This is a genomic window from Bordetella ansorpii, assembly GCF_900078315.1.
In the GTDB taxonomy this organism is placed as follows: domain Bacteria; phylum Pseudomonadota; class Gammaproteobacteria; order Burkholderiales; family Burkholderiaceae_B; genus Bordetella; species Bordetella ansorpii.
This window is the reverse complement of sequence record NZ_FKBS01000006.1, coordinates 75066-100828: the sequence shown is the minus strand read 5'-3', so window position 1 is coordinate 100828 and position 25763 is coordinate 75066. Positions and strand designations below refer to the sequence as shown.

Annotated in this window: 21 protein-coding genes; 14 read left to right on the top strand and 7 right to left on the bottom strand. The window is 60.5% G+C overall.

Features of this window, described 5'->3' with window-relative positions; all coding sequences use genetic code 11:
- Window positions 1-33 precede the first annotated feature (33 nt).
- Genes A7W11_RS01575 through A7W11_RS01555 form a run of 5 tightly spaced genes read left to right on the top strand, consistent with a single transcriptional unit; the run spans window position 34 to window position 8618 of the window.
- Window positions 34-1749: a class I SAM-dependent DNA methyltransferase gene (locus A7W11_RS01575; protein WP_066406828.1), complete on the top strand. Its 1716-nt coding sequence runs from the start codon at window positions 34-36 to the stop codon at window positions 1747-1749.
- A complete protein-coding gene (locus A7W11_RS27210) occupies window positions 1739-3142 on the top strand; it encodes a restriction endonuclease subunit S (RefSeq protein ID WP_082887025.1) in 1404 nt (467 codons plus the stop codon). The genes A7W11_RS01575 and A7W11_RS27210 overlap by 11 nt, the downstream gene beginning before the upstream one ends.
- Window positions 3139-4416 carry an FRG domain-containing protein gene (locus A7W11_RS01565; protein ID WP_066406819.1) on the top strand — a complete coding sequence of 426 codons (1278 nt, stop codon included), beginning with the start codon at window positions 3139-3141 and terminating at the stop codon, window positions 4414-4416. Before A7W11_RS27210 ends, A7W11_RS01565 begins: the two co-directional genes overlap by 4 nt.
- On the top strand, window positions 4413-7562 hold the full coding sequence (locus tag A7W11_RS01560) for a type I restriction endonuclease subunit R (protein WP_066406815.1): 3150 nt from the start codon (window positions 4413-4415) through the stop codon (window positions 7560-7562). The genes A7W11_RS01565 and A7W11_RS01560 overlap by 4 nt, the downstream gene beginning before the upstream one ends.
- Before the next feature lie 21 nt (window positions 7563-7583).
- Entirely contained in the window at window positions 7584-8618 is a 1035-nt protein-coding gene (locus tag A7W11_RS01555; protein WP_066406814.1) for a virulence RhuM family protein, read from the top strand.
- Window positions 8619-8621: 3 nt separating this feature from the next.
- Here A7W11_RS01555 and A7W11_RS01550 read toward each other — a convergent pair whose 3' ends face one another.
- A complete protein-coding gene (locus tag A7W11_RS01550; RefSeq protein WP_066406811.1) occupies window positions 8622-9485 on the bottom strand; it encodes a phage integrase N-terminal domain-containing protein in 864 nt (287 codons plus the stop codon).
- A gap of 895 nt (window positions 9486-10380) precedes the next feature.
- Window positions 10381-11565, bottom strand: coding sequence for an STY4528 family pathogenicity island replication protein (locus A7W11_RS27200; protein ID WP_173678801.1), 1185 nt, complete (start codon window positions 11563-11565; stop codon window positions 10381-10383).
- Between the two features lie 575 nt (window positions 11566-12140).
- On the opposite strand from A7W11_RS27200, the gene A7W11_RS28665 reads away from it, so the two are divergent.
- Entirely contained in the window at window positions 12141-13127 is a 987-nt protein-coding gene (locus tag A7W11_RS28665; protein ID WP_235816778.1) for a virulence RhuM family protein, read from the top strand.
- Here A7W11_RS28665 and A7W11_RS01535 read toward each other — a convergent pair.
- The 4 genes from A7W11_RS01535 to A7W11_RS01520 all read right to left on the bottom strand — a co-directional run bounded on the left by A7W11_RS01535 (window position 13082) and on the right by A7W11_RS01520 (window position 17282).
- Complete coding sequence (locus A7W11_RS01535; protein WP_328587195.1) at window positions 13082-15448, bottom strand: TOTE conflict system archaeo-eukaryotic primase domain-containing protein; 2367 nt, start codon at window positions 15446-15448, stop codon at window positions 13082-13084. The two genes, A7W11_RS28665 and A7W11_RS01535, sit on opposite strands and share 46 nt — an antisense overlap.
- 10 nt (window positions 15449-15458) lie before the next feature.
- Window positions 15459-16604: a hypothetical protein gene (locus A7W11_RS01530; RefSeq protein WP_066406808.1), complete on the bottom strand. Its 1146-nt coding sequence runs from the start codon at window positions 16602-16604 to the stop codon at window positions 15459-15461.
- Window positions 16605-16692: 88 nt separating this feature from the next.
- The gene (locus A7W11_RS01525) at window positions 16693-17013 is read right to left on the bottom strand and encodes a type II toxin-antitoxin system RelE/ParE family toxin (RefSeq protein WP_066406805.1); all 321 of its coding nucleotides are present in this window, start codon (window positions 17011-17013) and stop codon (window positions 16693-16695) included.
- 8 nt (window positions 17014-17021) lie between these two features.
- On the bottom strand, window positions 17022-17282 hold the full coding sequence (locus A7W11_RS01520) for a ribbon-helix-helix domain-containing protein (protein WP_066406804.1): 261 nt from the start codon (window positions 17280-17282) through the stop codon (window positions 17022-17024).
- A gap of 42 nt (window positions 17283-17324) precedes the next feature.
- On the opposite strand from A7W11_RS01520, the gene A7W11_RS01515 reads away from it, so the two are divergent.
- The 3 genes from A7W11_RS01515 to A7W11_RS01505 all read left to right on the top strand — a co-directional run bounded on the left by A7W11_RS01515 (window position 17325) and on the right by A7W11_RS01505 (window position 19406).
- Window positions 17325-17726 (top strand): hypothetical protein, encoded by a 402-nt coding sequence (locus tag A7W11_RS01515; RefSeq protein WP_175582037.1) that lies wholly within the window; start codon window positions 17325-17327, stop codon window positions 17724-17726.
- Window positions 17727-18156: 430 nt separating this feature from the next.
- Entirely contained in the window at window positions 18157-19110 is a 954-nt protein-coding gene (locus tag A7W11_RS01510; RefSeq protein ID WP_066406800.1) for a hypothetical protein, read from the top strand.
- Window positions 19107-19406: a hypothetical protein gene (locus tag A7W11_RS01505; protein WP_066406794.1), complete on the top strand. Its 300-nt coding sequence runs from the start codon at window positions 19107-19109 to the stop codon at window positions 19404-19406. Before A7W11_RS01510 ends, A7W11_RS01505 begins: the two co-directional genes overlap by 4 nt.
- A gap of 36 nt (window positions 19407-19442) precedes the next feature.
- On the opposite strand, the gene A7W11_RS01500 is transcribed toward A7W11_RS01505, so the two are convergent.
- A complete protein-coding gene (locus tag A7W11_RS01500) occupies window positions 19443-21062 on the bottom strand; it encodes a B12-binding domain-containing radical SAM protein (protein ID WP_066406793.1) in 1620 nt (539 codons plus the stop codon).
- A gap of 218 nt (window positions 21063-21280) precedes the next feature.
- Between A7W11_RS01500 and A7W11_RS01495 the strand changes: the two genes are divergently transcribed.
- The 5 genes from A7W11_RS01495 to A7W11_RS01475 all read left to right on the top strand — a co-directional run bounded on the left by A7W11_RS01495 (window position 21281) and on the right by A7W11_RS01475 (window position 25685).
- A complete protein-coding gene (locus A7W11_RS01495; protein WP_066406792.1) occupies window positions 21281-22009 on the top strand; it encodes a GntR family transcriptional regulator in 729 nt (242 codons plus the stop codon).
- Between the two features lie 37 nt (window positions 22010-22046).
- On the top strand, window positions 22047-22970 hold the full coding sequence (locus A7W11_RS01490; RefSeq protein WP_066406789.1) for an NAD(P)-dependent oxidoreductase: 924 nt from the start codon (window positions 22047-22049) through the stop codon (window positions 22968-22970).
- Entirely contained in the window at window positions 22967-23320 is a 354-nt protein-coding gene (locus tag A7W11_RS01485) for a RidA family protein (RefSeq protein WP_066406787.1), read from the top strand. Before A7W11_RS01490 ends, A7W11_RS01485 begins: the two co-directional genes overlap by 4 nt.
- 24 nt (window positions 23321-23344) lie before the next feature.
- On the top strand, window positions 23345-24583 hold the full coding sequence (locus A7W11_RS01480) for a pyridoxal phosphate-dependent aminotransferase (RefSeq protein WP_066406786.1): 1239 nt from the start codon (window positions 23345-23347) through the stop codon (window positions 24581-24583).
- A gap of 109 nt (window positions 24584-24692) precedes the next feature.
- A complete protein-coding gene (locus tag A7W11_RS01475) occupies window positions 24693-25685 on the top strand; it encodes a Bug family tripartite tricarboxylate transporter substrate binding protein (protein WP_066406785.1) in 993 nt (330 codons plus the stop codon).
- Window positions 25686-25763 lie beyond the last annotated feature (78 nt).

Here is a 25763-nt window from a genome sequence, read left to right as displayed (position 1 = left end):
CGACATGAAACATATAGAACAAGGCATTTGTGCATGAAACCCATAGAACAACAGTTCTTTAACGACCTGGAAAAGAAGCTCTGGACCGCCGCCGACAAGCTGCGCTCCAACCTCGACGCCGCCGTGTACAAGCACGTCGTGCTCGGGCTGATCTTCCTCAAGTACGTCTCCGATGCCTTCGAAGAACGGCAGCGCGAACTGCGCGAGCAGTTCACCAACCCGGATCATGACTACTACATGAATCCGGACGAATACGGCGGTGCAGGCACCCAGGAGTACGAAGAAAACATCGCCGCCGAACTGGAAGTACGTGACTACTACACCGAGAAGAACGTGTTCTGGGTCCCGGTGGAAGCGCGTTGGCAAACCCTACGCGATTGCGCGCAACTGCCGCCCAAGGCGGCGTTGCCGTGGAACAAGCCGGGCAAGGACGAGCCGGAGGAAATGCGCTCGGTCGGCTGGCTGATCGACAACGCCATGGAGGCTGTCGAGCGCGAGAACGCCCGCCTGAAGAACGTGCTCAACAAAGACTTCGCCCGCGTGCAGCTCGATTCCAGCAAGCTGGCCGGGCTAATCAGCCACTTCTCGGATACCGACTTCAGCGCCAAGGAGTACAAGGGCCAGCCGCTGGACCTGAAATCCAAGGACATCCTCGGCCACGTCTACGAATACTTCCTCGGCCAGTTCGCCCTGGCCGAAGGCAAGAAGGGCGGCCAGTACTACACGCCAAAGAGCATCGTCACCCTGATCGTGGAAATGCTCCAGCCGTTCAAAGGCCGCGTCTACGACCCGGCCATGGGCTCCGGTGGTTTCTTCGTGCAAAGCGAGGAGTTCATCGAACAGCACGGCGGCAAGGCAGCCAACGGCAAGAGCGGGCAGATCAGCGTCTACGGGCAAGAGAGCAACCCCACCACCTGGCGGCTGGCCGCAATGAACATGGCCATTCGCGGCATCGACTTCAACTTCGGCACCGGTCCGGCTGACACCCTGCTCAACGACCTGCACCCGGACCTGCGCGCCGACTTCGTGATGGCCAATCCACCCTTCAATATGAAGGAATGGTGGAACGAAAAGCTGGCCAACGACCCGCGCTGGATTGCCGGCACGCCGCCGCAGGGCAACGCCAACTTCGCCTGGTTGCAGCACATGCTCTGGCACTTGGCGCCCACCGGCAGCATGGCTCTGCTGCTGGCCAACGGCTCCATGAGTTCCAACACCAACAACGAAGGCGAAATCCGCAAGCGGCTGGTCGAGGACGACTACGTGGAATGCATGGTCGCGCTGCCCGGCCAGTTGTTCACCAACACCCAGATTCCGGCCTGCATCTGGTTCCTGACCCGCGACAAGCAGAACGGCTTCGCACTGGACAAGAAGAAGCGCGACCGGCGCCGTGAATTCCTGTTCATCGACGCTCGCCAGTTGGGCTATATGAAGGACCGCGTGCTGCGCGACTTTACCCTGGACGACATCCAGAAAATCGCCGATACCTTCCATGCCTGGCAGCATGGCGAGGGGTACGAGGATGTCCCCGGCTTCTGCAAATCCGCCTCATTGGAGAAAGTGCGAAAGCATGAGCATGTGCTCACACCGGGGCGCTATGTGGGCGCGGCGGAGCAGGAAGACGACGGCGAACCCTTTACCGAGAAGATGCAGCGGCTGACGGCGCAACTGGCGGAGCAGTTTGAGGAAAGTGCCAAGCTGGAAGCGGAGATCAGGAAGAATTTGGCGGGGTTGGGTTATGGCTTCTAAGTGGAGACCAACAGTTTTCGGTGAATTAGTGGATTTTGTTTCCGAGAAGGCCAAAGCACAAGATGCAGCCTATGCGACATACGTTTCAACTGAGAACATGCAGGCAGACTTTGGGGGCGTGGAAATAGCAGTAACCGTGCCAAAAAGTGGAAGCGTGACGAAATTTATTATTGGCGATACGCTGTTCTCTAATATTCGCACATATTTCAAGAAAGTTTGGCAAGCAGAGTTTGATGGATACTGCTCAAATGATGTATTGGTCTTTCGCACTAAAGACGAAACTGCTTTGCGCCCTGGGTTTCTAAATAATCTTTGTCGGTGGGAAAAATTCACCGAGTTCAGCATTAGAACATCCAAGGGTGCAAAAATGCCACGCGGAGATAAAGATGCGCTGGCACAGTTTAAATTTGAATTGCCGTCCATCGAAGAGCAGCGTGCGATAGCCAAAACACTTCGTTCTTTTGATAACAAGATCGACCTCAACCGCCGCATCAACCAAACCCTCGAAGCCATGGCGCAAGCCATCTTCAAGTCCTGGTTCGTCGACTTCGATCCGGTCAAGGCCAAGATCGCCGCCATCGAACAAGGCCAAGACCCGCTGCGCGCCGCCATGCGCGCCACTAGCGGCAAGACCGACGCCGAGCTCGACCAGATGCCCCGCGAGCACCACGACCAACTAGCCGCCACCGCCGCGCTGTTTCCCGATGCCATGGAAGAGTCGGAGTTGGGAGAAACTCCAAAGGGATGGAGTCTTGTTCCCTTTGGTTCATTGCTTTCGTACACCATTGGCGGCGATTGGGGGATAGAAGCACCGGATACTGTGAAAGACACGCGTGTTGCCATCATTCGCGGAACTGACATCCCCGACTTAGATCAAGCTCAATTAAGCCGAGTACCCATTCGATATACGAATCAGAAGAAGCTCGCCACACGGCGCCTACAGGTTGGCGATATTGTTCTGGAGGTTTCAGGTGGCAGCAAAAATCAGCCTACAGGCAGATCATTTTATATGACTGCCAACGCGCTGCGGGAGTTTGACTGTCCAGTCGAGCCTGCCAGCTTTTGCCGACTTTTGAGGCCTGTCAGTATTGAGGTTGGTGTAGTACTTAGTTTGCATCTGTCCTACATCTATCAACAAGGAAAGACTTGGGAGTATCAGAATCAGAGTACCGGAATTGCCAATTTTCAAACGTCCCATTTCCTTGAGGCCGAGCTGGTAGTTGCCCCCCCGAATTCGGTCTTAGAAGTATTCTTTCGAATGGTTAGTCCGATTCTGGAGCGGAGGCATGATGCACAAGGGCGGAAACTGGCTCTAACGCGTGACACGCTTCTCCCCAAACTTATGTCTGGAGAACTTTCTGTTTCGTGCCCATTTAATGAGGATGCTCAATGACTCAACAAGAGAGCCCCCTCCCAGAAGAACAACGCACAGATTATTTCGAGAGAATTCCGGTCTGGAGAACTGGTGAAAAGTGCTTTGAAGTCATGGCGGACGAGCGCAGCGGTCGTATCCCGGTAACACGCTTGGAGTCTTGGCGAAATTACGCTGAGCTACTAGAGAGCCCATTCTTTAATCGTTTTGGCGTACAACTGATTTTTCGTGGGCAACGCCGCTCTGATTGGAGCCTTATGCCTACATTAGGTCGCCTATCTGCCAATGGGATAGTTACCAAGAATTTGGCTGAAGCCCAGCTTGAACGCTTCAAGAGAGCGATTCGTGGGCGACTAAGCGACAACAGTCTTGTAGATGAAAATGACGAGCTTTGGTCCATTGGTCAGCATCACGGGCTGATGACGCCTTTGTTGGACTGGACATACTCTCCTTATGTTGCTTTGTTTTTTGCTTTTGCAAAGGCCGACAGCAAGGATGAAGAGGAAAACACCTACCGGGTTGTCTATGTGCTTAACAAAAGTTTTATTCTAGAGAATGAGGGCGAAACAGGCATCCGACTTTGGGAGCCGCGCAAGGATAGCTATGGGAGATTGGTTAATCAGGCCGGACTGTTCACCTTCTCCCCTGACGATGCCACGATAGAAAACAAGCTGGCGAATGTTTTAGCCGACGACAAGGCTTTTGAGGATGAGGAGCTGCGCTCTGCAGCAGAAGAGGATCAGCCCGATTTATTGGCTAGATACATCTGCAAGATCTATATCCGTAACGAAGAACGTGATGTTTGCTTGCGCCATCTGCGGCGGATGAACGTGCATCATGCCAGCCTCTTTCCTGATCTGATCGGCGCGTCTGATTATTGCAATATCGCAACCGCCGAAGCGGAGGAAGAGGCCAGCCTTGCACAGGCAGCAAAGCGTGAGCGCTCGATGGCTACTCAAGTTGTTCAAGTGCCTTCTGTTCCATCTGTGGGCGTTGTGGAGGCTCCCATCATTGATTCGGAGCAAATGTCTTTCAGCATTGAGGCCATCTTGCGTGCTCATCCTGACGCACAGCAAGTGGAACCAGGGCGTATCGCGTTGATTGCCAGCGAGCTGTCCCGCGATATTTCCAAACACCAGGTTGTAGATTGGGACAAGCGCGAAGACGCTCAGGCTCGAATGCGTAACGTTATCCGAGTCACGTTGCGAAAGAATGGCTATCCATCGCAACTACGTGATGAAGTGGTCGAGCAAATCATGGATGCGGTGAAGCAGCAGACAGGGGAGGTGAGATGATTACTGAACAACAACTCGAAGACCTCTGCATTGGGTGGTTCGGGAGCCTCGGTTGGACATACACACAGGGTCCAGACATTGCGCCCGATGGAGACCAACCTGCCCGCTCCGACTATAGTCAGACCGTACTGCGCGAATGCCTGTTGGTTTCGCTCACACGCATCAATCCGCACATCCCCGCTGCGGCGCTTGAGCAGGCGACACACGAGCTTCTGACGGTCAGCGAGCCGCTGCTGATCGCACGCAACCGTCGTGTGCACCGCTTACTGCTGGCCGGCATTCCGATTGAGTTTTCAGTGGGCGACGAGAAACGCAGCGATCTGGTCAATCTCATCGACTTCGCCAACCCACGCAACAATGACTTCCTGCTGGTTAGCCAATTCACCGTGGCTGGCACCAAGCAGCCGCGCCGTCCCGATCTGGTGGCCTTCGTCAACGGCCTGCCGTTGGCAGTGATCGAGCTGAAGAACCCCGCCAACGAGCAGACCGATATCTGGGATGCCTTCAACCAGATCCAGACCTACAAGGATGAGATCAGCGACCTGTTCAACACTAATGTGGCGGTGGTGGTCAGCGACGGTTTCACGGCGCGGCTAGGATCGCTCACGGCCAACCAGGAGCGCATGCAGCCCTGGCGGGCGATCGCCAATGAGGACGACCGACCGCTATTGGAGTTCGAGTTGGAAACGCTGGTGCGCGGCTTCTTCGAGCCTGCGCTGTTTCTGGACTACGTGCGCCACTTCGTGTTGTTCGAGCAGGATGCCGACCAGATCATCAAGAAGATCGCGAGCTACCACCAGTTCCATGCGGTGCGCGAAGCGGTGAAAGCCACGGTGATCGCCGCTAGCAGTCCGAACAAAGGGATGCTAGAGGTGCAGGAGCCGCGTGCCACCTATGGCAAGGAAGTGCAGCGCGGTAGCCGCAAGGCCGGCGTGGTGTGGCATACGCAAGGCTCGGGCAAGAGCATCACCATGGCCTGCTACGCGGGCAAGCTGTTGCAGCAGCCGGAGATGAAGAACCCCACGCTGGTGGTGGTGACCGACCGCAACGATCTGGACGGGCAGTTGTACGGCACCTTCTGCGCCGCCGAAGACCTACTCCGGCAAAGACCAGTGCAGGTCGGTAGCCGCGAAGAACTGCGCGAGATGCTGGCTTCGCGCGAGGCGGGCGGCATCATTTTCACCACGGTGCAGAAATTCGCATTGTTAGACGACGAGGAGCAGCACCCGTTGTTGTCGGATCGCAGCAATATCGTGGTGATTTCAGACGAGGCGCACCGCAGCCAGTACGGCATGAAGGGACGGCTGGATACCAAGACCGGCAAGTACGTATTCGGCTATGCCAAGCACATGCGCGACGCGCTGGCCAACGCCACCTTCATCGGCTTCACCGGCACGCCCATCGCGCTGGAGGACAAGGACACGCGGGCGGTGTTTGGCGACTACGTCAGCATCTACGACATTCAGGATGCGGTAGACGATGGTGCCACGGTGCCGATCTTCTATGAAAGCCGTCTAGCCAAGCTGGACGTGAATCAGGCCGAGATCGACGCGCTCAATGCCCAGGTGGATGAGGTCATCGAGGACGAGGAAGACATCACCGCCCGGGAAAAGACCAAGAGTGATTGGGCTGCGCTGACCAAGTTGGTGGGCGCGCAGCCGCGTCTGGAGCAGGTGGCTGCCGACCTGGTGCAGCACTTCGAGACACGCACCGCCACGCTGGAAGGCAAGGCGATGATCGTCTGCATGAGCCGCGACATCTGCGCCGAGCTGTACAACGCCATCGTTGCCTTGCGTCCGGATTGGCACGACACTGACTCGGAAAAGGGTGCAATCAAGGTGGTCATGACCGGCTCGGCAGCGGACAAGCCCTTGTTGCAGCCACACCTGTACAGCCAGCAGGTGAAAAAACGCCTGGAAAAGCGCTTCAAAGACCCGGCAAACCCGTTGAAACTGGTGATCGTGCGCGATATGTGGCTCACTGGCTTCGACGCGCCCTGCTGCCACACCATGTATGTGGACAAGCCCATGAAGGGCCACAACCTGATGCAGGCCATTGCCCGCGTCAACCGGGTGTTCCGCAACAAGCCCGGTGGATTGGTGGTAGATTACATCGGCATTGCCAACGAACTGAAAGCGGCGCTCAAGACCTATACCGAATCCAAGGGCAAGGGCGACCCGGCGCACAACGCGGCAGAGGCCCTGGCCGTGCTGCTGGAGAAGCTGGACATCGTGCGCGGGTTGATGCACGGCTTCGATTACAGCGGGTTCGAGACCGATGCGATGAAGCTGCTGGTGCCGGTGGCCAACCATATCCTGGGACTGAAGGACGGCAAGCAGCGCTTCCTCGATGCCATGCTGGCGGTGAGCAAGGCGTTTTCCCTGTGTAGCACGCTCGATGATGCTGCCGCCCTGCGCACGGAGATTGCCTTCTTCGCCGCCGTCAAGGCCGCCATCGTCAAGTTCACCACGGTGGACCGCAAGCGTTCCGACGCGGACAAGAACAGCGCGCTCAAGCAGATTCTGGACAATGCCATCGTGGCAGACGGGGTGGCGGACATCTTCGTTCTGGCGGGCTTGGACAAGCCCAACATCGGCCTGCTGTCGGAAGAGTTCCTGGAAGACGTGCGACAGATGAAGACCCGCAACCTGGCGGTGGAGCTGCTGGAAAAGCTGCTGCGCGACGAGATAAAGGCGCGAGCGCGCAACAACGTGGTGCAGGAGAAGAAGTACGGCGACCGCCTGCTGGAAACTCTGCGCAAGTACCACAATCGGGCGGTGGAAACGGCGCAGGTCATCGAAGAGCTGATCCAGATGGCCAAGGACTTCCAGGCAGCGCTGGAACGCGAAGCGGCGCTGGGACTGAATCCGGACGAGATCGCCTTCTACGATGCGCTGGCCAACAACGAAAGCGCCGTGCGGGAGTTGGGCGACGATACCCTGAAGAAGATCGCCGTCGAGATCACCGAGAAACTGCGCAACAGCACCACAGTGGATTGGCAGGTACGCGAGAGCGTGCGGGCGAAGCTGCGGATTCTGGTGCGGCGTACACTGAAGAAGTGGAAGTACCCGCCGGTGGGTGAGGATGCCGCGATCGAACTGGTGCTGAAGCAAGCGGAATCACTGTCGAACGCTTGGTCGAAGTGATGGCTGCATAGGTGGCTTGGTATGAATGGCAAAAAATTGATCCGCAACAGCACAGCCGAGTTTCTGATCTTCACTGGCCAGGCCGGCGAACAGAGCATCGAAGCCCGCTATGAGGACGAAACACTGTGGCTGTCGCAGAAGTTGATGGCTGAGCTGTTCGGGGTAGATGTGCGCACCGTCAGCGAGCACCTGAAGAACATCTTTACCAGCCAAGAACTGACCGAGGAAGCAGTTATCCGGAAATTCCGGATAACTGCCAGTGACGGCAAGAACTACCAGACCCAGTTCTACAACCTCGACGCCATCATCTCCGTCGGCTACCGGGTCAACTCCATACGCGCAACGCAGTTCCGCCAATGGGCGACCGGCGTCCTGCGAGAGTTCGCCATCAAGGGCTATGTGCTGGATCGTCAGCGCATGGAAAACGGCAGCTTCCTGGGCGAGGACTACTTCGAGCGGCTGCTGGCGGAAATCCGCGAGATCCGCCTCAGCGAGCGACGTTTCTACCAGAAAATCACCGACATCTATGCCACCAGCGTGGACTACAACAAGGATGCACCGACCACCAAGGCCTTCTTCGCCAAAGTACAGAACAAATTGCACTACGCCATCCATGGCCATACCGCTGCAGAGTTGATCCGTAAGCGGGCCGATAGCAGCAAGTCACATATGGGGCTGACTTCCTGGGCGAGCGCGCCCGAAGGCAAGATCCTGAAAACCGATGTGACCGTGGCCAAGAACTACCTGACCAAGGACGAGTTGGATTCACTCGGGCGTATCGTCAACGCCTATCTGGAACTGGCCGAGGATCGTGCTCGCCGCAAGATTCCCATGAGCATGGAAGACTGGTCCAAGCGGCTGGACGCTTTCCTCGAATTTGATGAACGGGAAGTGCTACAGAACAGCGGCAAGATTTCTGCGAAACTTGCCCAGACGCATGCGGAAAGCGAATTTGAGAAATACAGAATTGTGCAGGATCGCCTGTTTGAAAGTGACTTCGACAAAGCAGTGAAAAAACTGGCAGCAGGTGAGCCGAACACCAGAGATGACGGATAAGCCTCAGGTTCCCAAATAGATCGACGTCACTTTCAACCTTTCATGCCCGAGCTCATGGCCGATCTGCTGTCGGGCGTGTTGGTCACTCAATCGCTGGCTGGTATTGAGCTGAGCTTTATCAGGTCCTCCCGCCGCCGGCGCCTTCCACCCCGTCAACACCTCATACCGCAGCTGCGCATACCGATGCCTCAGCCCGTGCATGTTGCTCAACCCTGCCGCCTTGCACTGCCCGTCGTAGACATGCCGCTGCTGGATGTAAGTCTTGTGCGATGGAATCAATGATCCCTGGCCTGCCAGGCGATGAGCCTCATTCAGCACCGCACGCTGTTCCAGCGTCGTGATCGGCACCGTCCGATCGCGCCCGCCTTTTGCCCATGATCCCTTGATGGCGATATGGTCGCCACAGTCGGCATAGCGGGGCTGGAACTTGATGGACTCTTCCCGCCGCAAGCCGAAGTCAGCCTGCAAACGCAGGCTCATGCGGACATGAGGGTCGTTGATCCTGTCTAACCTATCCCCCAACTCCTTGGCCTTGCTTTCATTGGTCACATAGCGCCGCTCGGGAATGCCCAGCTTGGTGTTGTCTGCCGGCAAGATGCCTGCCTTGCCAACCTTCTCGGCCCACCAGCGCAGATGCGCCATACGGTTCTTCAATGTACCGGTAGACAGGCCTTCGGCTTGCCAGCGTTGCAGCAGGACTTCGACATGCTTGCCCTTCAACGAAGGGGCACGCATCTGGCGGAAGCCTGCTTCGCGCAATTGATGAGCGGCCAGGCTCAGCGAGCGCTGCCGGTCGGCCTGGGTGGCGTGGCTGCCGTCGCGGTTGCGCAGGCAGAGCTGTCGCAGGGTATAGGTCAGGTCGTCCATCGGAGTGTCCCTCCATCGGTTGTCGGTTATTGGGGCTGAGATACAAGGGTCAGTGTTTGTGCCAACCCGCCAAGGCGAGATCCCGTAGGGGCAAGGGCCAGGTGCTCAGTTCACCTGTGGCCTCGAATGAGGCATCCGCCGCGCTTCCTGCAGGAAGACCAGGCGGAGGAGTTGCAAGGGACGACGACGCGATGTGCTGGGATGGATACCTCCTGTGGAGTGATGGAAAAAGGCGCAAGTATGTCGTGCCAGGTCGGGGCGACCGGCAATGCACGCCGTGTATGGCAAAGCGCCAACTGGCACTGGACAACAAGGATTGGCGGGACGAACCGCGCCGAAGATGAGAAAGGCTCCGCCCGTGGGTAGGGAGGCACACCGAACGAGCCTGTGGTGTGCCTGGGATGGTTCCATCCGGCAAGCCGGATCAGCGCTTGCAGGAACCTGCGCTATCGGGGAAACCGTATGGGAACGGCATGGAAAGCATGGCGATGCTCCATGTGGCGCTTACTGCCCTGCGCCAAAGTTCCGGTGTTCATACCCACCGGCAGGTCATTGCAAGGCCAGTGTGCCGAGGCATCATCATGTACGCAGCAATCAATGAGGTTCCGCGCCGGCCCGTATTGTTGCTGCAGTTCGCCGGGCCGTCACTGCGGCGGGCAGTGACGGCCCCATAGCTAGAGCCAAGCATTGCAGCAATACCTAAATCACCAAGGGCTGGCGCAATTCCTGCGCCACTTTCATTGTGTCTGCAGACGCTTGATCGGCGGATGTGGTCGCTGCCGAGCCTGCCACAGGTCGTAGGCGATCTGCTCCTTCAGATACTGGCTCGCACTACCCATGCCCGCCAGTTCCAGTCGATAGGCCAGATCGGCGCTAATGGCGGCACGGCCATTCCTTACGTTGCGCCAAGCAATCCAGGCATTCCTGCAATGGGCATCCTCTTGCGCCGAGTGGGTAGCACACCACTGCCCTCCATGCTCTCAATGATCTGTCCAACCGATTTTGCGGGAGTCTGCAGGATTTGCCGAATCTGCGCCAAGGACTGCTCCACTACCTCGCGAGAGGCCGGCTTTACGGCTGGGACATCAGGAAATGCAGAGGCTGCAGGCGGCGACACTTGCAATCCACAGCCCACTTTTGCAGCCCCTTGCTGCGGAGCAGGTTTGCGCGCAGCCCACAGCTTGAACATCCCATTCACCGCCTTCTTGATCAGCCCGTACAGATAGGCAATGGCGTTATGCACACCACCCGAGGCGCAGCGCGCGTCCCATTCCGCCAACACAGCCTGGCGTTGTTCCAGCGCCAAGCCCCTGAGACGCGCAATGAGGATTTGCTGCTGATCCTGCGGCAGTTGCCGGAAGCGGATCGGCAAAGCTGACCCGGATGCTTGCACTTCGGATTGTGACGGGTACGTATGTACTTCTTTTAATACTTCTTTTTCTACAGTACGTACTGTTGCAGTGGATACTGGTGCGGACTTCGGAATGCCGTCCCTGGCTTCGACAGACCCGTTCGTGATGGGACCGCGACCATCGGGTGGCGTTGACCCACTTGGGCCACCTGGATCATGGTCATCGCCATTGCCCCGCAGCTGTTCGATGCGTTCCCTCGCTGTAGCAGGCAACCTCTCCAGCGCATCAGGCTGACGCAAAGCCTCGTCGAGGATGGACTGAGCCAACTGGCGAATCGTCGCGCTGATATGGTTGAGTGCCCGTTCGAGCAACGGCAGGTAATCGTCGTCTTCCAGGCATGCTTCGACGAAGGTCAGCGGTTGATTGCGCACGGTATAACGGCTGGCCATGGAAAATCCGGTTATGGGGTTGCGACGGTATTCGACCAGGGCAATCCATGTGGACAGCCGCAGGCACAGCACGGCCCTGGACACGGTTTCAAGGGCCGCCTGCTTGCTGCCCGGTGCACTGGGCAGGTATTTGCGTAGCGCGTCGTAGCTGAGGACCACGGTGCCGTCGCTGCTGGCTAGAGCACGGAAAGTCAGCCTGGCATTGCGCTCCAGCGGCGTCAGCCGCTCATCCAGCAACAAGGCTTTCGGGGTGATGATGTCTGATGGTTGATGTGACATGGCAAGGCTCCTATCGGTATCGGCCACATGGCCAAAGGAGCCGTCATCTCACCCCAGCATTACCGCTGTCGCCGTAAACAATCCGAACTGCGCGTTACCCGTATTGTTTGGGCTGGAACAGGTCAAAGGCTCCTGGGTATTCCGCGACAGAAAGTAGGAAAATAGACTTGCAGCAGTCATTGGACGTTAATGGCAAGATCAGCAGTCGCCAGCCAGCGCGCTTCATCGACGCGGGCAGAGCACGGATCGTCCAAGAAGCGCCATGCACGTCCATCAAGAGACACGTATCGGCTTTGGGTCCAAGAATAGGTCCAAGCAAGCCAGCGACCTACTATAAGATCATTAAAATCAAAAAGATACGACTCAATCAACCCTTCTGTATTGGGAAGTGAGGTGGGTGTCAGGGGCGATCACTATGTGCCGCACAGATCAATCCTCTTTAAATAGTCGGATTTTTTCTGTTGGGTGATCCGGTGATGAACCAGAGCTATTAGCTTTTAGGTCTACGTCCAAGGTGCTCCAGCAGCAGAGCGAGACGCGGGACAAGGAGAACCCTGATGGCCTGGGACTGAGCAGTGATTGGAACCGCAGTTGGCGGCTTTTCCACCCTGCTCTACACAGGATTTACCTATGCATTGCTACGTGAAAACCGCGCACTGCGCAAAGCGGGCAGCTTGCCCCGGGTAGTTGCGCATTTCGAGCCCCACCCTGACGGTAATGGAGCATTGCAGCTGGCGTTTTCCAACGTGAGCAGTGGCCCAGCCTTGGATGTCTGCTATTCGTTCGAGCGTGAGGCCGGTGATTTCGAGAACTATCACATTCTATTCAAACACACCGAGGAGCGCCCTGCTCTGACCATGATTGGCCAGGGGGAAAAACTCAGCTTCATCTTTGCGGTTGGAGCAATCCCTGTTCGCGCGACTACGCAGATTGGGCAATGCCATTCCGTCGGACAACACCATCGCCCCACGCGATCTCACGCCCGACCGAGAAAGTCATGGAGATGTGCAGTGAGTGGCAAACGCACCTTAATCCGTAACAGCACGGCCGAGTTCCTGATCTTCACGGGCCAAGCGGGCGAGCAGAGCATCGAAGCCCGCTACGAGGACGAGACCCTGTGGCTGTCGCAGAAGCTGATGGCCGAGTTGTTCGGGGTGGATGTACGTACCGTCAGCGAGCACCTGAAGAACATCTTTGCTAGCCATGAGCTCACGCCTGAGGCAACTATCCGGAAATTCCGGATAGTTCAGCGGGAAGGCCAGCGGGAGGTGTCCCGGGCGGTGGACTTCTACAACCTCGATGCCATCATTTCCGTCGGCTATCGGGTCAACTCCATACGCGCAACGCAGTTCCGCCAGTGGGCGACCGGCTCCTGCGTGAGTTCGCCATCAAAGCTCCTGTCGGTATCGGCCACATGGCCAAAGGAGCCACTATCTCACCCCGGCATTACCGCCGCCGCCGCAAACAATCCGAACTGCGCGCTACCCGTGTTTATTGCCAGAGCAAGAAACTCGCTCTACACCGGCAACTCCAGGTTCAATTCCCCCGTTGCAACCATCTGATAACCCATCGCCTGGTAACCACGCTGGCGCCGTTCCCACATGCGCAGCAGCGAAGGGTGCCCGGCGTCGATGAAGTCGATGATACGTACGCGCTGCTTGCCCACCTGCTCTCGGTGCAAGCGACCAGCATACTGCTGCAGCGTGCCTTTCCATGAAATCGGCATTGTCAGCACCAGTGTGTCGAGCGGTGGATGGTCGAAACCTTCGCCAACCAACTTGCCACTGGCCAGCAACACACGCGGTACATCCGCATCCAATGCATTCAAGGCCGCGATCACGCTGGCGCGTTGTTTCTTCGATTGACGGCCATGCAGCAGGAACAAAGGCTGCACCCGCCCAACCAGAGCAGCATGCAATGCGTCAAGATGCTCAGTCCGTTCGGACAAGGCCAGCACCTTGCTATCCTGCGCAAAAGCGCCTGCGATTTCGTCGGCAATCGACGCGGTACGAGTCACCTCGTTAGCAAGCTGGCGGAATATGTCCTGGATGGCCGCATCTTCGGGAAATGCAGTTCGCGCCGGCAAATAGCGTGGCACACACTCCAGCATCCGGGGCGCGCCAGCCGGTTTAGCAGCGGTATGGCGAATCGGGCCACATTGCATGAACAAAATGGGTTGACGGCCATCGCGCCGGATTGGTGTTGCTGTCAACCCCAGTACGTAACGGGCGCGGACACGTTTGAGAATGGCCTCAAACGACACTGCCGAGAGGTGATGGCATTCGTCGACAATGACCTGTCCGTAATTTTCCACAATGGGATTGGTTTCTCCCTGCCGATGTATGGACTGCATGACGGCGATGTCAATGCGGCCTGTCGGTTTGGACTTTCCGCCGCCGATCACGCCGACCATCTCCTTGCCGCAACCCAGGAAAGTTTGCAGACGTGCCTGCCACTGCCTGAGCAGTTCCGTGCGATGCACCAGTACCAGCGTATTGACGCCACGCCGGGCGATCAGCGCCGCGGCGGTGACGGTTTTTCCGAAGGCGGTGGGTGCGCACAGGATGCCGGTATCGAACCGGAGCATCGCTCTGACGGCTTGCTCCTGGTCTTCACGGAGTTGGCCTGCGAACGCAACAGCAAGAGCTTGGCCGCCGCAGCGTTCGTCCCGCAATTGGCAGCCAATGCCATTCTCACGCAGCAGATCGCAGATGGCATCGAGACAACCGCGTGGCAAGGCAATATGGCGAGGGAAATTATCAGCGCAACCAATCAGGCGAGGTTTATTCCAGACCGGCAGGCGCAACGCCTGGGCTTGATGAAATTCCGGATTGGCGAACGTGGCCAGACGAATGAGCCGGTTGGACAATTCCTGCGGGAGCCCGTCCTTCCCAATGTAGATTAGATTAGCCAAAGTCAACGTGAGCGAGGCTGGCATCACACCCAGCAAGCGTTTCCGACTCACTGCCGAACGCTTCCATGGCTCGTGCAGGTCTTCATCGGTGGCGAAGGTCACATCCAGTGGATGAGAGCCGTCGGTAGCACGCAGGATGGCTTGCTCAATGTCGTTAGGTGCCATTGACTGCTGCGAGGCGAGAAAAGCCCACTGGTCCGGATGCGGTTGCAGAGCGTCGTCCACGAAGACACTTGCCCCTCGCTCACGAGGTATCTTCTGCAGCGGTAGGGCGATCAGGTTGCCGAACCCACCTTTAGGCAGTGTGTCCTGGTTAGGAAACAAGCGATCGTAAGAGCCCAGCGACAATTGCCGCGTACGGGCACAGGTGTGGCTGATGAGCGCCGCCCCCAAGCGGCGCGCATCGCGGGCAGCGACACGTCCAGCAAAGAAGATCCAGGCATGGGCGCCATTGCCAGAGCGAGAAATTTCCAGGGCTACTGGAACATCCAGTTCACGACAGGAGTGAACGAATGCTCGGGCATCATCACGCCAGTCCGATTCGTCGAAATCCACGGCAAGCAGATGGCAATCATCGCCTGACAGCAGTGGATAAAGGCCGATGGTATGGCGTCCCGCCAGGTGATTGAAAAGGACTTGATCGGTCAACGGCAACAGTTGTCGCTGCTGACAGTCACCGCATTTGATGCGAGGCTTTTCGCAGACACCGGGGCGCCACTCGTTGGCACATGCCGGCGAATATCCGCTCTTGCCTGCCTTGCTGCTCCAGCGGACTGGATAGACGTCGGTGCGTCCCCGGAACAACCGGCCAAAGAGCGCGACTTTTTCGTCGGTGCTCAGCGATAAGGTTGCCGAAGGCTTAGAGAGCGGCGCAGGTGCTTGCCAAGCGATGCCGTGCGCTTCGAGCAGAGCGACAAGGCGGGCGTTCTCGGCACGGAGGCGAGCGAGTTCGTCGTCGCGACCCATCATCGCTTGCGTTTTATCCTGACCACAAGCCCGCTTCGGTCAGGCGACGCAGCAGTGCAGCCCGCTTGGCATGAGGGACAAGGAAGCGCCGCAACTGGCGCTCGAAAGCGTCGGGCCCGGCAACCAAGGCATACCCTTCGGCGAGCACTTTCAGCAGACTGACCGTTTTTTCGTAGCCGGATGCGCTTCCACGGGATGCCTGTGCGCTCGCTGCTTGCCAGTATTTGTCCGGCGTGTCCATGAGGCGGCGTAATTCGGCATCACGCTTTTGGCGACGTTCCGCCTCGCGCTTTGTATGCACCTCGGCTTCGCGAGTCCGTCTGCGTTCACCTGCCGATTGCGCCAGCTCGCGCAGTTCTGCCACTCTGCGTCGTGGAACACCCGAAGATGCCGGGTGCTGTGCCTTGAGCCAAGCAGCATAGTGAGACTTCACCTGACGTTCCGCCTCCTGGCCCCGGCCCAATACAATTGTCTTGAGCACATCCTGCATATCTGTTGTCTGCCAGGTGTCCAGCCAAGTGGAAATTGGCAGCGTTTCATCCTGCAGTGCTGTGGCTGCGGCACTGGCCATGCTGGCGGCTTCAAGCAGATCCAGACCAATTTCCAGAAATTCGACCAAGGCCTGCTGTGCTGGCGAGAGGTCTGTCAGTCCAGCAGGCACTTCCGGCTCCAGCACGTCATCGTGCAAGGCATCGCCAGCGGCCAACCAGCCCAGGTACAGAGGCCGCAAATCGCCGCGCATCAACTCATCGCGCAAGGGAATCAAGCGACGCATCCAGCCGCTGCCGTCGTCTTCGGAAAAGCGGTCATAGTCTTCGCTTTCCTCTAACGTCCAACTGAAAATCCAGTGCGCATCGGTGGTGTCAATCGACAATACAGCGGAGCGGATGAAAGCATTCAGCTCGACCTTTCGGAAAACGGCTTTCGGCAGTCGCAACGACAAGTGGCAACTGCACCAATTGGCTGAATAAACAAAGGCATCGAAATAGCGCCGCATCCAATCAGCAGGATCGGCCTTGAGGTCGCCCCATTCATAGTGATTGGTAAAACCGCTGGGGCTAATGATCGCCCGGGTAGAAACAGCGCGCAGTTCGGCCATTTCGGTGCGGGTCAATGGTCTGTCAATCGCCGCGAATTCGTAGTACTGGTATTCACTCATGGTACAAGTCCAATGGACTCTGTTCTCTGTATTGCGTGATCAGCGCAATTCAGTCCAGCCTGAGCGCAAGTCTCGGACACAGCCGCACTCAAAGACCGAAGTCCTCTCGCAAGTGCCCAATCTGGTGCATCTTCTCATGCAGAATGGTCACGATACCGATGTCACCATTCGAGAGGCGGCGCCAATAGACAAAGTGCCGCTCATAACGGAAGAAATAACCATCAATGCCGAACGTGGCCGGAATAGTACGGGATACTGTCTGATGTGTGGCAATACCCTCAAATGCTTCAAATAAACCCGTGATGTAGCGCTCGGCCTGTTGCGCGCCCCAACGCTCATGCGTATAGCGGTAAATGTCGTCCAGCCGCCAGGATGCGGCTTCCTGAACGCGTATCTGTGCCTTGACCATAATGGCAATCAGACCCGGTTACGCGCGATGACGTCTGCTGCCGTCAAGGGCTTGTATGACGACTCCGGCGCCGCCCAAGCGTGGGTGAGTTCGGCCTTGAGCCGCTCGAATGCAGCCGCTTCCCTGGTTTCTTTGTCACGACGAATAAGGTCCCGTACATACTCGCTGACGTTCTCGTAGTCGCCTTGCTCACCCACATTTGCGGCAACGAATTCGCTCAGAGGGCCACTGAGGCGCACTGTCATGGTAGTGGTGTTCGTGCGGGGCATGGTCAGCTCCTTGCAGTCTTGATGTCTTCAATATACTCAATAATGAATACACCAACAAGTCTGAGCGTTGCAGGACGGCGCGGAGCGCTGGAGCTTCCATCGGTTGAATCGCTGTCCGCGTGGCTCAAGCGGCCGCTGGAGTGGCAACTGGTGCACAGTGTCGGCCGGACCCAGGCCACGCGTTACTTCATTGATCCAGAACTGTTGCGCAGTCTGGACTTCTCCACGTCCACCACCCTAAAGCGCATCGAGCCGCACCGGCTCTTAGCCTTGATCGTGGAGGATGTCGGGCGCTATCCACTGACCAGAATCAGCGAGATTCACCAGCGTATTGGCGCCGAAATTCCTCGCTCGCGCATCCGCCGCAGCCTTGAGCAACTGGTCAGGGAGGGCGCACTGTATCAGGAGGGAGTTCGCAGTGGCACACGCTATCGCCTACCTTGATTTGGCTCAAAACGACGACTATCTACCAAGTCTGCGCCAAAACCATGCGCCAAACCGGCTGAAATCCCGGCTAACCCATTGTCGCGGCGAATATTTTCTTTGGCTCGCATCTTCTGCTTGAGTCAAAAACCGAACCAAACCCATTGAATCAGGAACCACCGCATGACAAGCACCCCAACGCGCTGCCTTGCAACGCCAGATCTGGCGGATTGCCAATGACGTGCGTGGCGCGGTCGATGCGTCGCGGGCGGCATCGTATCCATGACGCGAGCCTGGCAGCGCGCTTATCCGGGCGCCAGCGGCCCCTTCGTTTTCGATGCGCCAGAGGCTGCCGAACCCGCCAAGTGAAGGCCACGCAAACGCGCATACACGGTCCGAGGTAGCCGGTATTGCACTGCCTCGCCCCCAAAGCAGTAGCATTGCCTGCACCATGGCCTCGACCCTCCACGTGCGATCACTGCCTCGTCCCGCCATACCGGACGACATCCAAGGCATCCCCGACGTCTTCATCACGCGCTGCCTGTGCTTCGGCTTCGCGGCGATGCTCCTGGTGCCGGCGGTCATGCTGACCGTCTACTTCCCGAGCGAACCCACCGGCCAGACAGGCCTCGGCATGCTGTTGCTGCTGGGCCTGCTGGTGCTGGGCCTCTACGGCATGGTCGGCTACTTCGGCGTCGCCGGCGCGCGCGCCGGGCGTGCCTGGCTGCGCGTGGACCGGGCCGGCGTCTATGCCGGCCACGGCATCGAGCCCGGCCAGGCCGACGAATTCTCGCTGGAGTGGAAAGACATGGCCATCGATCGCAACCTGGTCTACGACGTGTCGGCCAGCTCGCCGGCGGGCGGGCGCGCCCCGGCCTCTTACCTGCGCTACTGGCGCAGGCAGCCCGATGGCAGCCTGGCGGAGGGCTCGTTGAATCTGTCCCTGGCCGTCGGCCTGCACTGCATACGGTTTAGCAATCACGATGCGCTGATGCGTGCCATCCTGCAGCACATCGCCAGGCAGCCCGGCTTGCGCATCGACGGCAACCTGTTCGTCGATGCGGGCTTCAATCCCGAGACCTGGGAAGTCCGCAAAGGCCCGCGCCGGGCGATGTGGGTGGGCACGCTGGCCATGCTGGCCATCGTCTTCGGACTGGCGAGTCTCATGATTGACTGGCCGCCCGCGGCGATCGCTCTCGGCACGCTGGTGCTCTTTGTGATCGGCATGGCCGTCTCGGTAAGCACGTGGCGCAGCACTTACGCGCACACGCAAGGCATCTTCGTCTTTGGCGAGCCCGCCGCCACGCCGCAGGCGCCCGTCGTCCAACACGCCCGGCCACGCCCCGCAGGGCCGCGCATCCAGGCCAAGGCCTCGCACATACCGCGCAAAAGGAGCCGTAAATGAAGACCTATCTACGCGTCAGTCTCGGCGTCGGCATCCTGATGATGGCCGTGTGGCTGGGCCTTTACGCCAATACCCCTTTCGCGCCCGGACGCGATGGGCAGGGGCCCTCCGAAGCGGGCATGCTGCTGTTCTTCGCGACCATCGCGCTGAGCCTGGCGCTGGCGCACGCCACCATCGTGACGCTGGGCATGTCTTTCAGCAAGCTGGTGGGACCGCTCGCGAAAGAGGGCAAGATCGGCATGGGGCTGTGCGCCGTGATGTGGATCGTGATGGCCGTGTGTTTGAACCTGGCGTGATGCCCGGGACGCGGCCCATTCACCTGCGCGGCAGCGTCACACCGTCGGTCGCACCTCGCCGGCCTTGTTCCGGCTGACCTGTTCCACTTCGAAGCCCAGCGCCATCGGCTTGCTCACCGGCGCCTGGGGCACCTTCACTTTGACGCGCGGCTGTATCCGTATCGGCTCGTCCCGGCCAGCGCCAGCGGCCTTCCACGCTGGCCGGAACCATGCGCGCAGGCTGTCGGGCACGCGCGCGAACTGCGTGGCGAACATGAATTCCCATACCTCGGCGAACCACACCCTGGCGGACCGGCGGAAGCTCCAGCGCATGGCACGGCGCGTCATGTCGTCCTCATGCCGCAGGATGCGCCACAGGGCGCGTGGCCGGCAATGCACCAGCACCTCCATCAGCTTGACCAGCGCGAACACCTGCCAGGGCTTGAGGTGCGGCGTGTCGAGCAACTGATGCCGGTAATCCCACTTGCCGCGATCGGTCTGGATGACGCGCCGCTCGGCATTCTCGACCACCCAGTCCGACCAGCGATGCGGCGTCACGTACATGGCGTTCAACAGATCCGGATCGTAGGCGAACAACTGCCGCAACGCACGCCAGTAGTGCCCGAAGCGTTCGTCCTCGAAACCCACGATGTGCCCCAGCATCGACAGGATGCCGTGCTGGCGCAGCAGGCGCACGGCCTCGCGGTCGGTCGCGGTGGTCGAGCCCTTGCGGATCGCGGCCAGGGTTTCGGGATCGGTGGTCTCCACACCCATCAGGATGCACATCAGGCCCGCGCCGCGATAGAGATGCAGCATCTCGGCGTCGCGCACCACGTCGGCCGCGCGCAGCGTGGCGAACAGGCGGATGGGCAAGCGGCGCGAGGACAGTTCTTCCAGGAAGGCGCGCCACATCTTTTTGGACGAGGTCGGGTTCTCGTCCGCCAACGTGATGAAGGCGATACCGTGCTCGCGGTGCAGGGCCTCGATCTCGTCCACCACCAGCTTCGGCGAGCGATGCCGCCAGCGCTCCCAGAATTGATATTGCCCGCAATAGTTGCACTGGTGCGGACAGCCGCGCGAGAACTGCACGATGGCGGCGCGCCCCAGGCCGAAGCACTGATAGCGGTCCCAGTCGTCGATCAGCTCCCAGCCCACGCGCCAATCGTCCAGCGCGCGGATGGCGGGTGCGTCGGGCGTGCGGAAGGGTTCGCCCGCCAGGCGCAGCACCAGGCCCCGCACGTCGGCGGGATTGCCGCCTTCGGCCAGGGTGCGCACCAGTTCGCGCGCGATGGCTTCGCCTTCGCCGGACACGATGAAGTCGACAGCCGGCTCGGCGGCGAGGATGTCCTCGCCGTGATAGGTGGGATAGGGGCCGCCGTAGACGGTGCGGATGGCCGGATCGACGGACTTGGCAGTGGCCAGCGTGGCGACCGCCACTTCGTGCGCGGGCGTGGAGCCCGCATGGCCGGTCATGACGATGTCCGGCCGGCAGTTCCGGATGTGTTCAGCGATCTGTCCCTGGTTCAACCGCAGGGCTTCGGCGTCCAGCAGGCTGACCTCGTGGCCCGCATCGGTCAGCGGACCGCCGACGCACAGCAGGCCCAGCGGTATCTGGTGCCCGGCGCCATGGACGCTGGTGATGGACAGGTAAGGCGGATTGACCAGCAGGATACGCAACGACGGACTCCCCGATCTGGCACGGCCCACGCCGTGTCTCGGCTTCTTCTGGCTCAGGCATGGTGTAGGCCGCGCGCCTGTCGCGGCGAGTGCCACCCAGCGGATGCAGCCTAGCACGCACGGGAAATCCCTAGGATTTAGGGTCGCAACGAAGTGTATACACTGAGGCTTCGCCAAAGTGTATACAGACACGCATACAACCTCTGCCTCGCTCTGCCATGCCTACCGCCGCCCCCTCCACCGCCCCGGTCTATGACCGCATCAAGGCGATGGCCGCTACCTTCCGGTTGCGGCCGGGCGAGCGCGTCAACGAGGTCGAACTGGCCCGCCTGCTGGGCGTCAGCCGCACCCCGGTGCGCGAGGCGCTGAACCGCATCGCCGCCGAGGGCTTCCTGGTGGCCACGCCCAACCGGGGCTACTCGGCCCGGCCGCTGGACGCCAAGCAGATCCTGGACCTGTACGAGTACCGCGCCACCGTCGAGCTGGGCCTGGTGCGCCTGGTGTGCGCCCGCGCCACCGATGAACAGCTGCGCGAACTGGCCGACTTCACCGAGCAAAGCCGCGACACGCCCGAGACCGACGACCAGGCGCTGCACCTGCTGGAGCGCGACGAGGCCTTCCACGAAAGGCTGGCGCGTCTGGCCGGCAACGACGAATTCCTGCGCTCGGTGCGCTCCTTGAACGAACGCATCCGCTTTGCCCGCTGGCTGGACCTGAAGTCGCGCCGTTTCGCCACCCGCAACGACCATCCCGAGATCGTGCGGGCGCTGCAGGCGCGCGACCTGGAACGCGTGGAAGCGCTGATGCGCGGCCACATCAGCCATCACCTGGATCACGTCATCGAGCTGATCCGGGCCGGTTACGCCGAGATCTACATGGGCAATGCCCTGGCCGACTTCGCCGAGACCCGGCTGGCCGCCGCCGCGCTGCCCCCCTGTACGCCTTGATTTCCTTTTTCACCCGCCAAGACGAGACAACCGCCCCATGAAAGCCTGCTTCATCGACGCCAACCCCACGCTGGCCAAAGTGGCCGAGCGCCTGCATCTGCCCGCCGACCTGCCGCTGACGATCAATCGCCAGCCGGACATCACTTCGGACCAGATTCCGGCGGTGCTGGGCGACCACGAGATCATGATCGTCGACCATACCCATCTGCCCACCGACATCGCGCGCGCCTGCAAGCAGTTGAAGCACGTGGTGTTCCTGGGCACGGGTCCGCGTTCGTACATGAATCCCGAGGAGCTGGCCGAGATCGGCATCGAAGTGCACATCATCAAGGGCTATGGCGATACCGCCGTGGCCGAATGCGCCTTCGCGCTGATGTGGGCGTCGGCCAAGGGCTTCGCCAAGATGGACCGCGCGATGCGCGCCGGCAACTGGCTGCGTTCGGATGCTGTGCAGATCACCGGCAAGACGCTGGGCCTGGTGGGCTTCGGCGGCATCGCCGCCGAGATGGCGCGCCTGGCCATCGGCGCCGGCATGAAGGTGATCGCCTGGAACCGCAGCCCCAAGTCGCATCCCGGCGTGGAATTCGTGTCGCTGGAAGACGTGCTGGCGCAAAGCCACGTGGTGTCGATGCACCTGCTGCTGACCGACGAGACGCGCGGCCTGATCTCGCGCGAACGCATCGCGCAGATGCGCGACGGCGCCATCCTGGTGAACACCGCGCGCGGCGCGCTGGTCGACGAGGAAGCGATGATCGACGCCCTGAACTCGGGCAAGCTGCTGCATGCCGGCCTGGACGTGTTCGCCATCGAACCCATGCCCAAGGATCATCCGCTGACCAAGCTGGAGAACGTGACCCTGTCGGCCCACTCGGCCTTCCGCACGCCCGAGGCCAGCGACAACCTGGTGCAGGCCGCGCTGAACCACTGCCGCCGCGTGTCGGGCATCGGAGCGCAACAATGAGCGCACCCATCACCCGCCTGGACCAGAACGCGCGCCGCTCGCGCGCGGTGATCCACAACGGCACCGTGTATCTGGCCGGCCACACGGCCGACGATCGCAGCGCCGACATTCAAGGCCAGACCCGCCAGGTGCTGGCCAAGGTCGACGAAATGCTGGCGGCCGCCGGCACCGACAAATCGAAAGCCTTGAACGTGACCATCTGGCTGTCGTCGATGGCGCACTTCGCCGGCATGAACGAGGTGTACGACAAGTGGATCGTGGCCGGCCAGGCGCCCGCGCGCTGCTGCGGCGCCATCGAGCTGGCCGCGCCGGACATCCTGGTCGAGATCATGGTCACGGCGGCGCTTTGATTCTCCTATCTGGAATGCAACGAGATGTCTGAACAGAACACCCCCACGAACGAGGCCCCGGTGCTTCGGCGAGCACGGCGAATCTCCGCCATCGAGGTCTCCGGCATCCTGCGCATCGGTGCGCAGGCCGCGCGCATGAAGCGCGAAGGCCGCGACGTGATCGTGCTGGGCGCGGGCGAGCCCGACTTCGACACGCCGCAGAACGTGAAGGAAGCCGGCAAGCGCGCCATCGACGCGGGCGACACCAAGTACACGCTGCTGGATGGCACGCTGGCGCTGAAGGCCGCCATCTCGCGCAAGTTCAAGCGCGAGAACGGCCTGGAGTACGGCGCCGACGAAGTCACCGCCAGCGCCGGCGCCAAGCAGGTCATCCACAACGCGCTGATGGCCACGCTGGACGACGGCGATGAAGTCGTCGTGGGTACGCCGTACTGGGCTTCGTACGCCGACATGATCACCATCGCCGGCGGCAAGACCGTGCAGGTGGCCTGCCTGGAAGAGAACGGCTTCCGCCTGCTGCCGCAGGACTTGGAAGCGGCCATCACGCCGCGCACGCGCTGGCTGATGCTGAACTCGCCGTCCAACCCCACGGGCGCCGCGTATGGCCGCGAACACCTGCAGGCGCTGGCCGAGGTGCTGCTGCGCCATCCGCACGTGTGGATCATCGCCGACGACATCTACGAACACCTGATGTACGACGGCTTCGAGTTCACCACGCTGGCGCAGGTCGAGCCGCGCCTGAAGAACCGCACGCTGACGGTCAACGGCCTGTCCAAGGCCTATGCCATGACGGGCTGGCGCCTGGGCTATGCCGGCGGTCCGCGCGAGCTGATCGCCGCGATGGCCGTGGTGCAGAGCCAGAGCACGTCCAACCCGTCGTCGGTCACGCAGGTTGCCGCGATCGAGGCGCTGGACGGTCCGCAGGACGTGCTGGCCGAACGCCGCGAATCGTTCCGCGAGCGCCGCGACCTGGTGGTGGACGCGCTGAACGCCATTCCCGGCATCCGCTGCCGCCGTCCCGAAGGCGCCTTCTACACGTATGCCAGCTGCGCCGGCGTGCTGGGCCGCCGCACGGCGAAGGGCGAAGCACTGAAGACCGACACGGACTTCTGCCGTTATCTGCTGGAAGAGCATGACGTGGCCGTGGTGCCTGGCACGCTGTTCGGCCTCGCGCCGTACTTCCGCATCAGCTACGCCACGTCGAAGGCGCAGTTGGAAACCGCCATGGCGCGCATCGCGCGCGCGGTGGAGGCCTTGCAGTAAACACACCCGCCGCCGCACCGCGCGGGACCTGCGGTGCGGCAGGCGGCGAACCGAACAACACGCAGTACGGCATCCTGCCAATCGCACATTCACAAGGGGAAAAACCATCATGATGCGTACGATCACGATTGCAGCACTCGCTTTGTCCACCTCGCTGGCCGCCACCGCGCATGCGGAAGATGCCGCCAAGTGGCCCACCCGCGCCATCACCATCGTGGGCGGCTTTCCCGGCGGCGCCGGCACCGATCTCTATGCCCGCAAGCTGGGCGAAGGCCTGACCAAGGAACTGGGCGTGCCCATCGTGGCCGACAACCGCACGGGCGCGGGCGGCAACGTCGCCTCGGACATGGTGGCGCGCGCCAATCCCGACGGCTACACCTTCCTGCTGGGCACGGCCGGCACGCATGCCATCAACGCGGCGCTGTACAAGACGCTGCCTTTCGACGTGCAGAAGGACTTCACGCACGTCGCGCTGCTGGGCGACGTGCCCAACGTGCTGCTGGTCAATCCCAAGAAGCACCCTGACATCAAGACCTGCGGCGACCTGGTCAAGCTGGCCAAGGCCAACCCCGGCAAGCTGAACTACGCCTCGACCGGCAACGGCGCATCGGGCCACCTGGCCGGCGCGCAGTTCACCAACGGCGCCAAGATCGACGTGCCGCACGTGCCGTACCGCGGCCAGGGCCCGGCCATGACCGCGCTGCTGTCGGGCGAAGTCGACTTCTTCTTCAACCAGAGCGCGCCTTCCGTGCCGGCCGTGAAGGCAGGGCAGGTGGTCGCGCTGGGCGTGACGACGGCCAAGCGCATCAAGGCGCTGCCCGACGTGCCGACGGTGGCCGAGGCATGCAACATCCCCGGCTATGAAAGCAGCACGTGGTACGGCCTGTTCGGACCGGCCAAGCTGTCGCCCGAAATCCAGAAGCGCATGAGCGAAGCGGTGATCAAGGTGATCAGCACGCCGGAATTCCGCGCATGGCTGGAAGACCTGCAAGGCATCGCGCCGCCGGCCGATCCCAGCATCGCGGCCTTCGAACGCATCCACAAGGCCGACATCGGCCGCTGGGCCAAGCTGGTCGAGCAGTCGGGCGCCAAGGTCGACTGATGTTCGTGCGAGCGGTGCTTGCCATGGCGCGAGCACCGCTTTCTTGTTCCGGACACCACGCCGGAGTGCCGTCCTCTT

Bases quoted from the DNA above. Each gene is read 5' to 3' on its own strand.
- A7W11_RS01575 (WP_066406828.1), top strand. From the start codon at position 34: ATGAAACCCATAGAACAACAGTTCTTTAACGACCTGGAAAAGAAGCTC.
- A7W11_RS27210 (WP_082887025.1), top strand. From the start codon at position 1,739: ATGGCTTCTAAGTGGAGACCAACAGTTTTCGGTGAATTAGTGGATTTT.
- A7W11_RS01565 (WP_066406819.1), top strand. From the start codon at position 3,139: ATGACTCAACAAGAGAGCCCCCTCCCAGAAGAACAACGCACAGATTAT.
- A7W11_RS01560 (WP_066406815.1), top strand. From the start codon at position 4,413: ATGATTACTGAACAACAACTCGAAGACCTCTGCATTGGGTGGTTCGGG.
- A7W11_RS01555 (WP_066406814.1), top strand. From the start codon at position 7,584: ATGAATGGCAAAAAATTGATCCGCAACAGCACAGCCGAGTTTCTGATC.
- A7W11_RS01550 (WP_066406811.1), bottom strand. From the start codon at position 9,485: ATGGACGACCTGACCTATACCCTGCGACAGCTCTGCCTGCGCAACCGC.
- A7W11_RS27200 (WP_173678801.1), bottom strand. From the start codon at position 11,565: ATGTCACATCAACCATCAGACATCATCACCCCGAAAGCCTTGTTGCTG.
- A7W11_RS01535 (WP_328587195.1), bottom strand. From the start codon at position 15,448: ATGATGGGTCGCGACGACGAACTCGCTCGCCTCCGTGCCGAGAACGCC.
- A7W11_RS01530 (WP_066406808.1), bottom strand. From the start codon at position 16,604: ATGAGTGAATACCAGTACTACGAATTCGCGGCGATTGACAGACCATTG.
- A7W11_RS01525 (WP_066406805.1), bottom strand. From the start codon at position 17,013: ATGGTCAAGGCACAGATACGCGTTCAGGAAGCCGCATCCTGGCGGCTG.
- A7W11_RS01520 (WP_066406804.1), bottom strand. From the start codon at position 17,282: ATGCCCCGCACGAACACCACTACCATGACAGTGCGCCTCAGTGGCCCT.
- A7W11_RS01515 (WP_175582037.1), top strand. From the start codon at position 17,325: ATGAATACACCAACAAGTCTGAGCGTTGCAGGACGGCGCGGAGCGCTG.
- A7W11_RS01510 (WP_066406800.1), top strand. From the start codon at position 18,157: ATGGCCTCGACCCTCCACGTGCGATCACTGCCTCGTCCCGCCATACCG.
- A7W11_RS01505 (WP_066406794.1), top strand. From the start codon at position 19,107: ATGAAGACCTATCTACGCGTCAGTCTCGGCGTCGGCATCCTGATGATG.
- A7W11_RS01495 (WP_066406792.1), top strand. From the start codon at position 21,281: ATGCCTACCGCCGCCCCCTCCACCGCCCCGGTCTATGACCGCATCAAG.
- A7W11_RS01490 (WP_066406789.1), top strand. From the start codon at position 22,047: ATGAAAGCCTGCTTCATCGACGCCAACCCCACGCTGGCCAAAGTGGCC.
- A7W11_RS01485 (WP_066406787.1), top strand. From the start codon at position 22,967: ATGAGCGCACCCATCACCCGCCTGGACCAGAACGCGCGCCGCTCGCGC.
- A7W11_RS01480 (WP_066406786.1), top strand. From the start codon at position 23,345: ATGTCTGAACAGAACACCCCCACGAACGAGGCCCCGGTGCTTCGGCGA.
- A7W11_RS01475 (WP_066406785.1), top strand. From the start codon at position 24,693: ATGATGCGTACGATCACGATTGCAGCACTCGCTTTGTCCACCTCGCTG.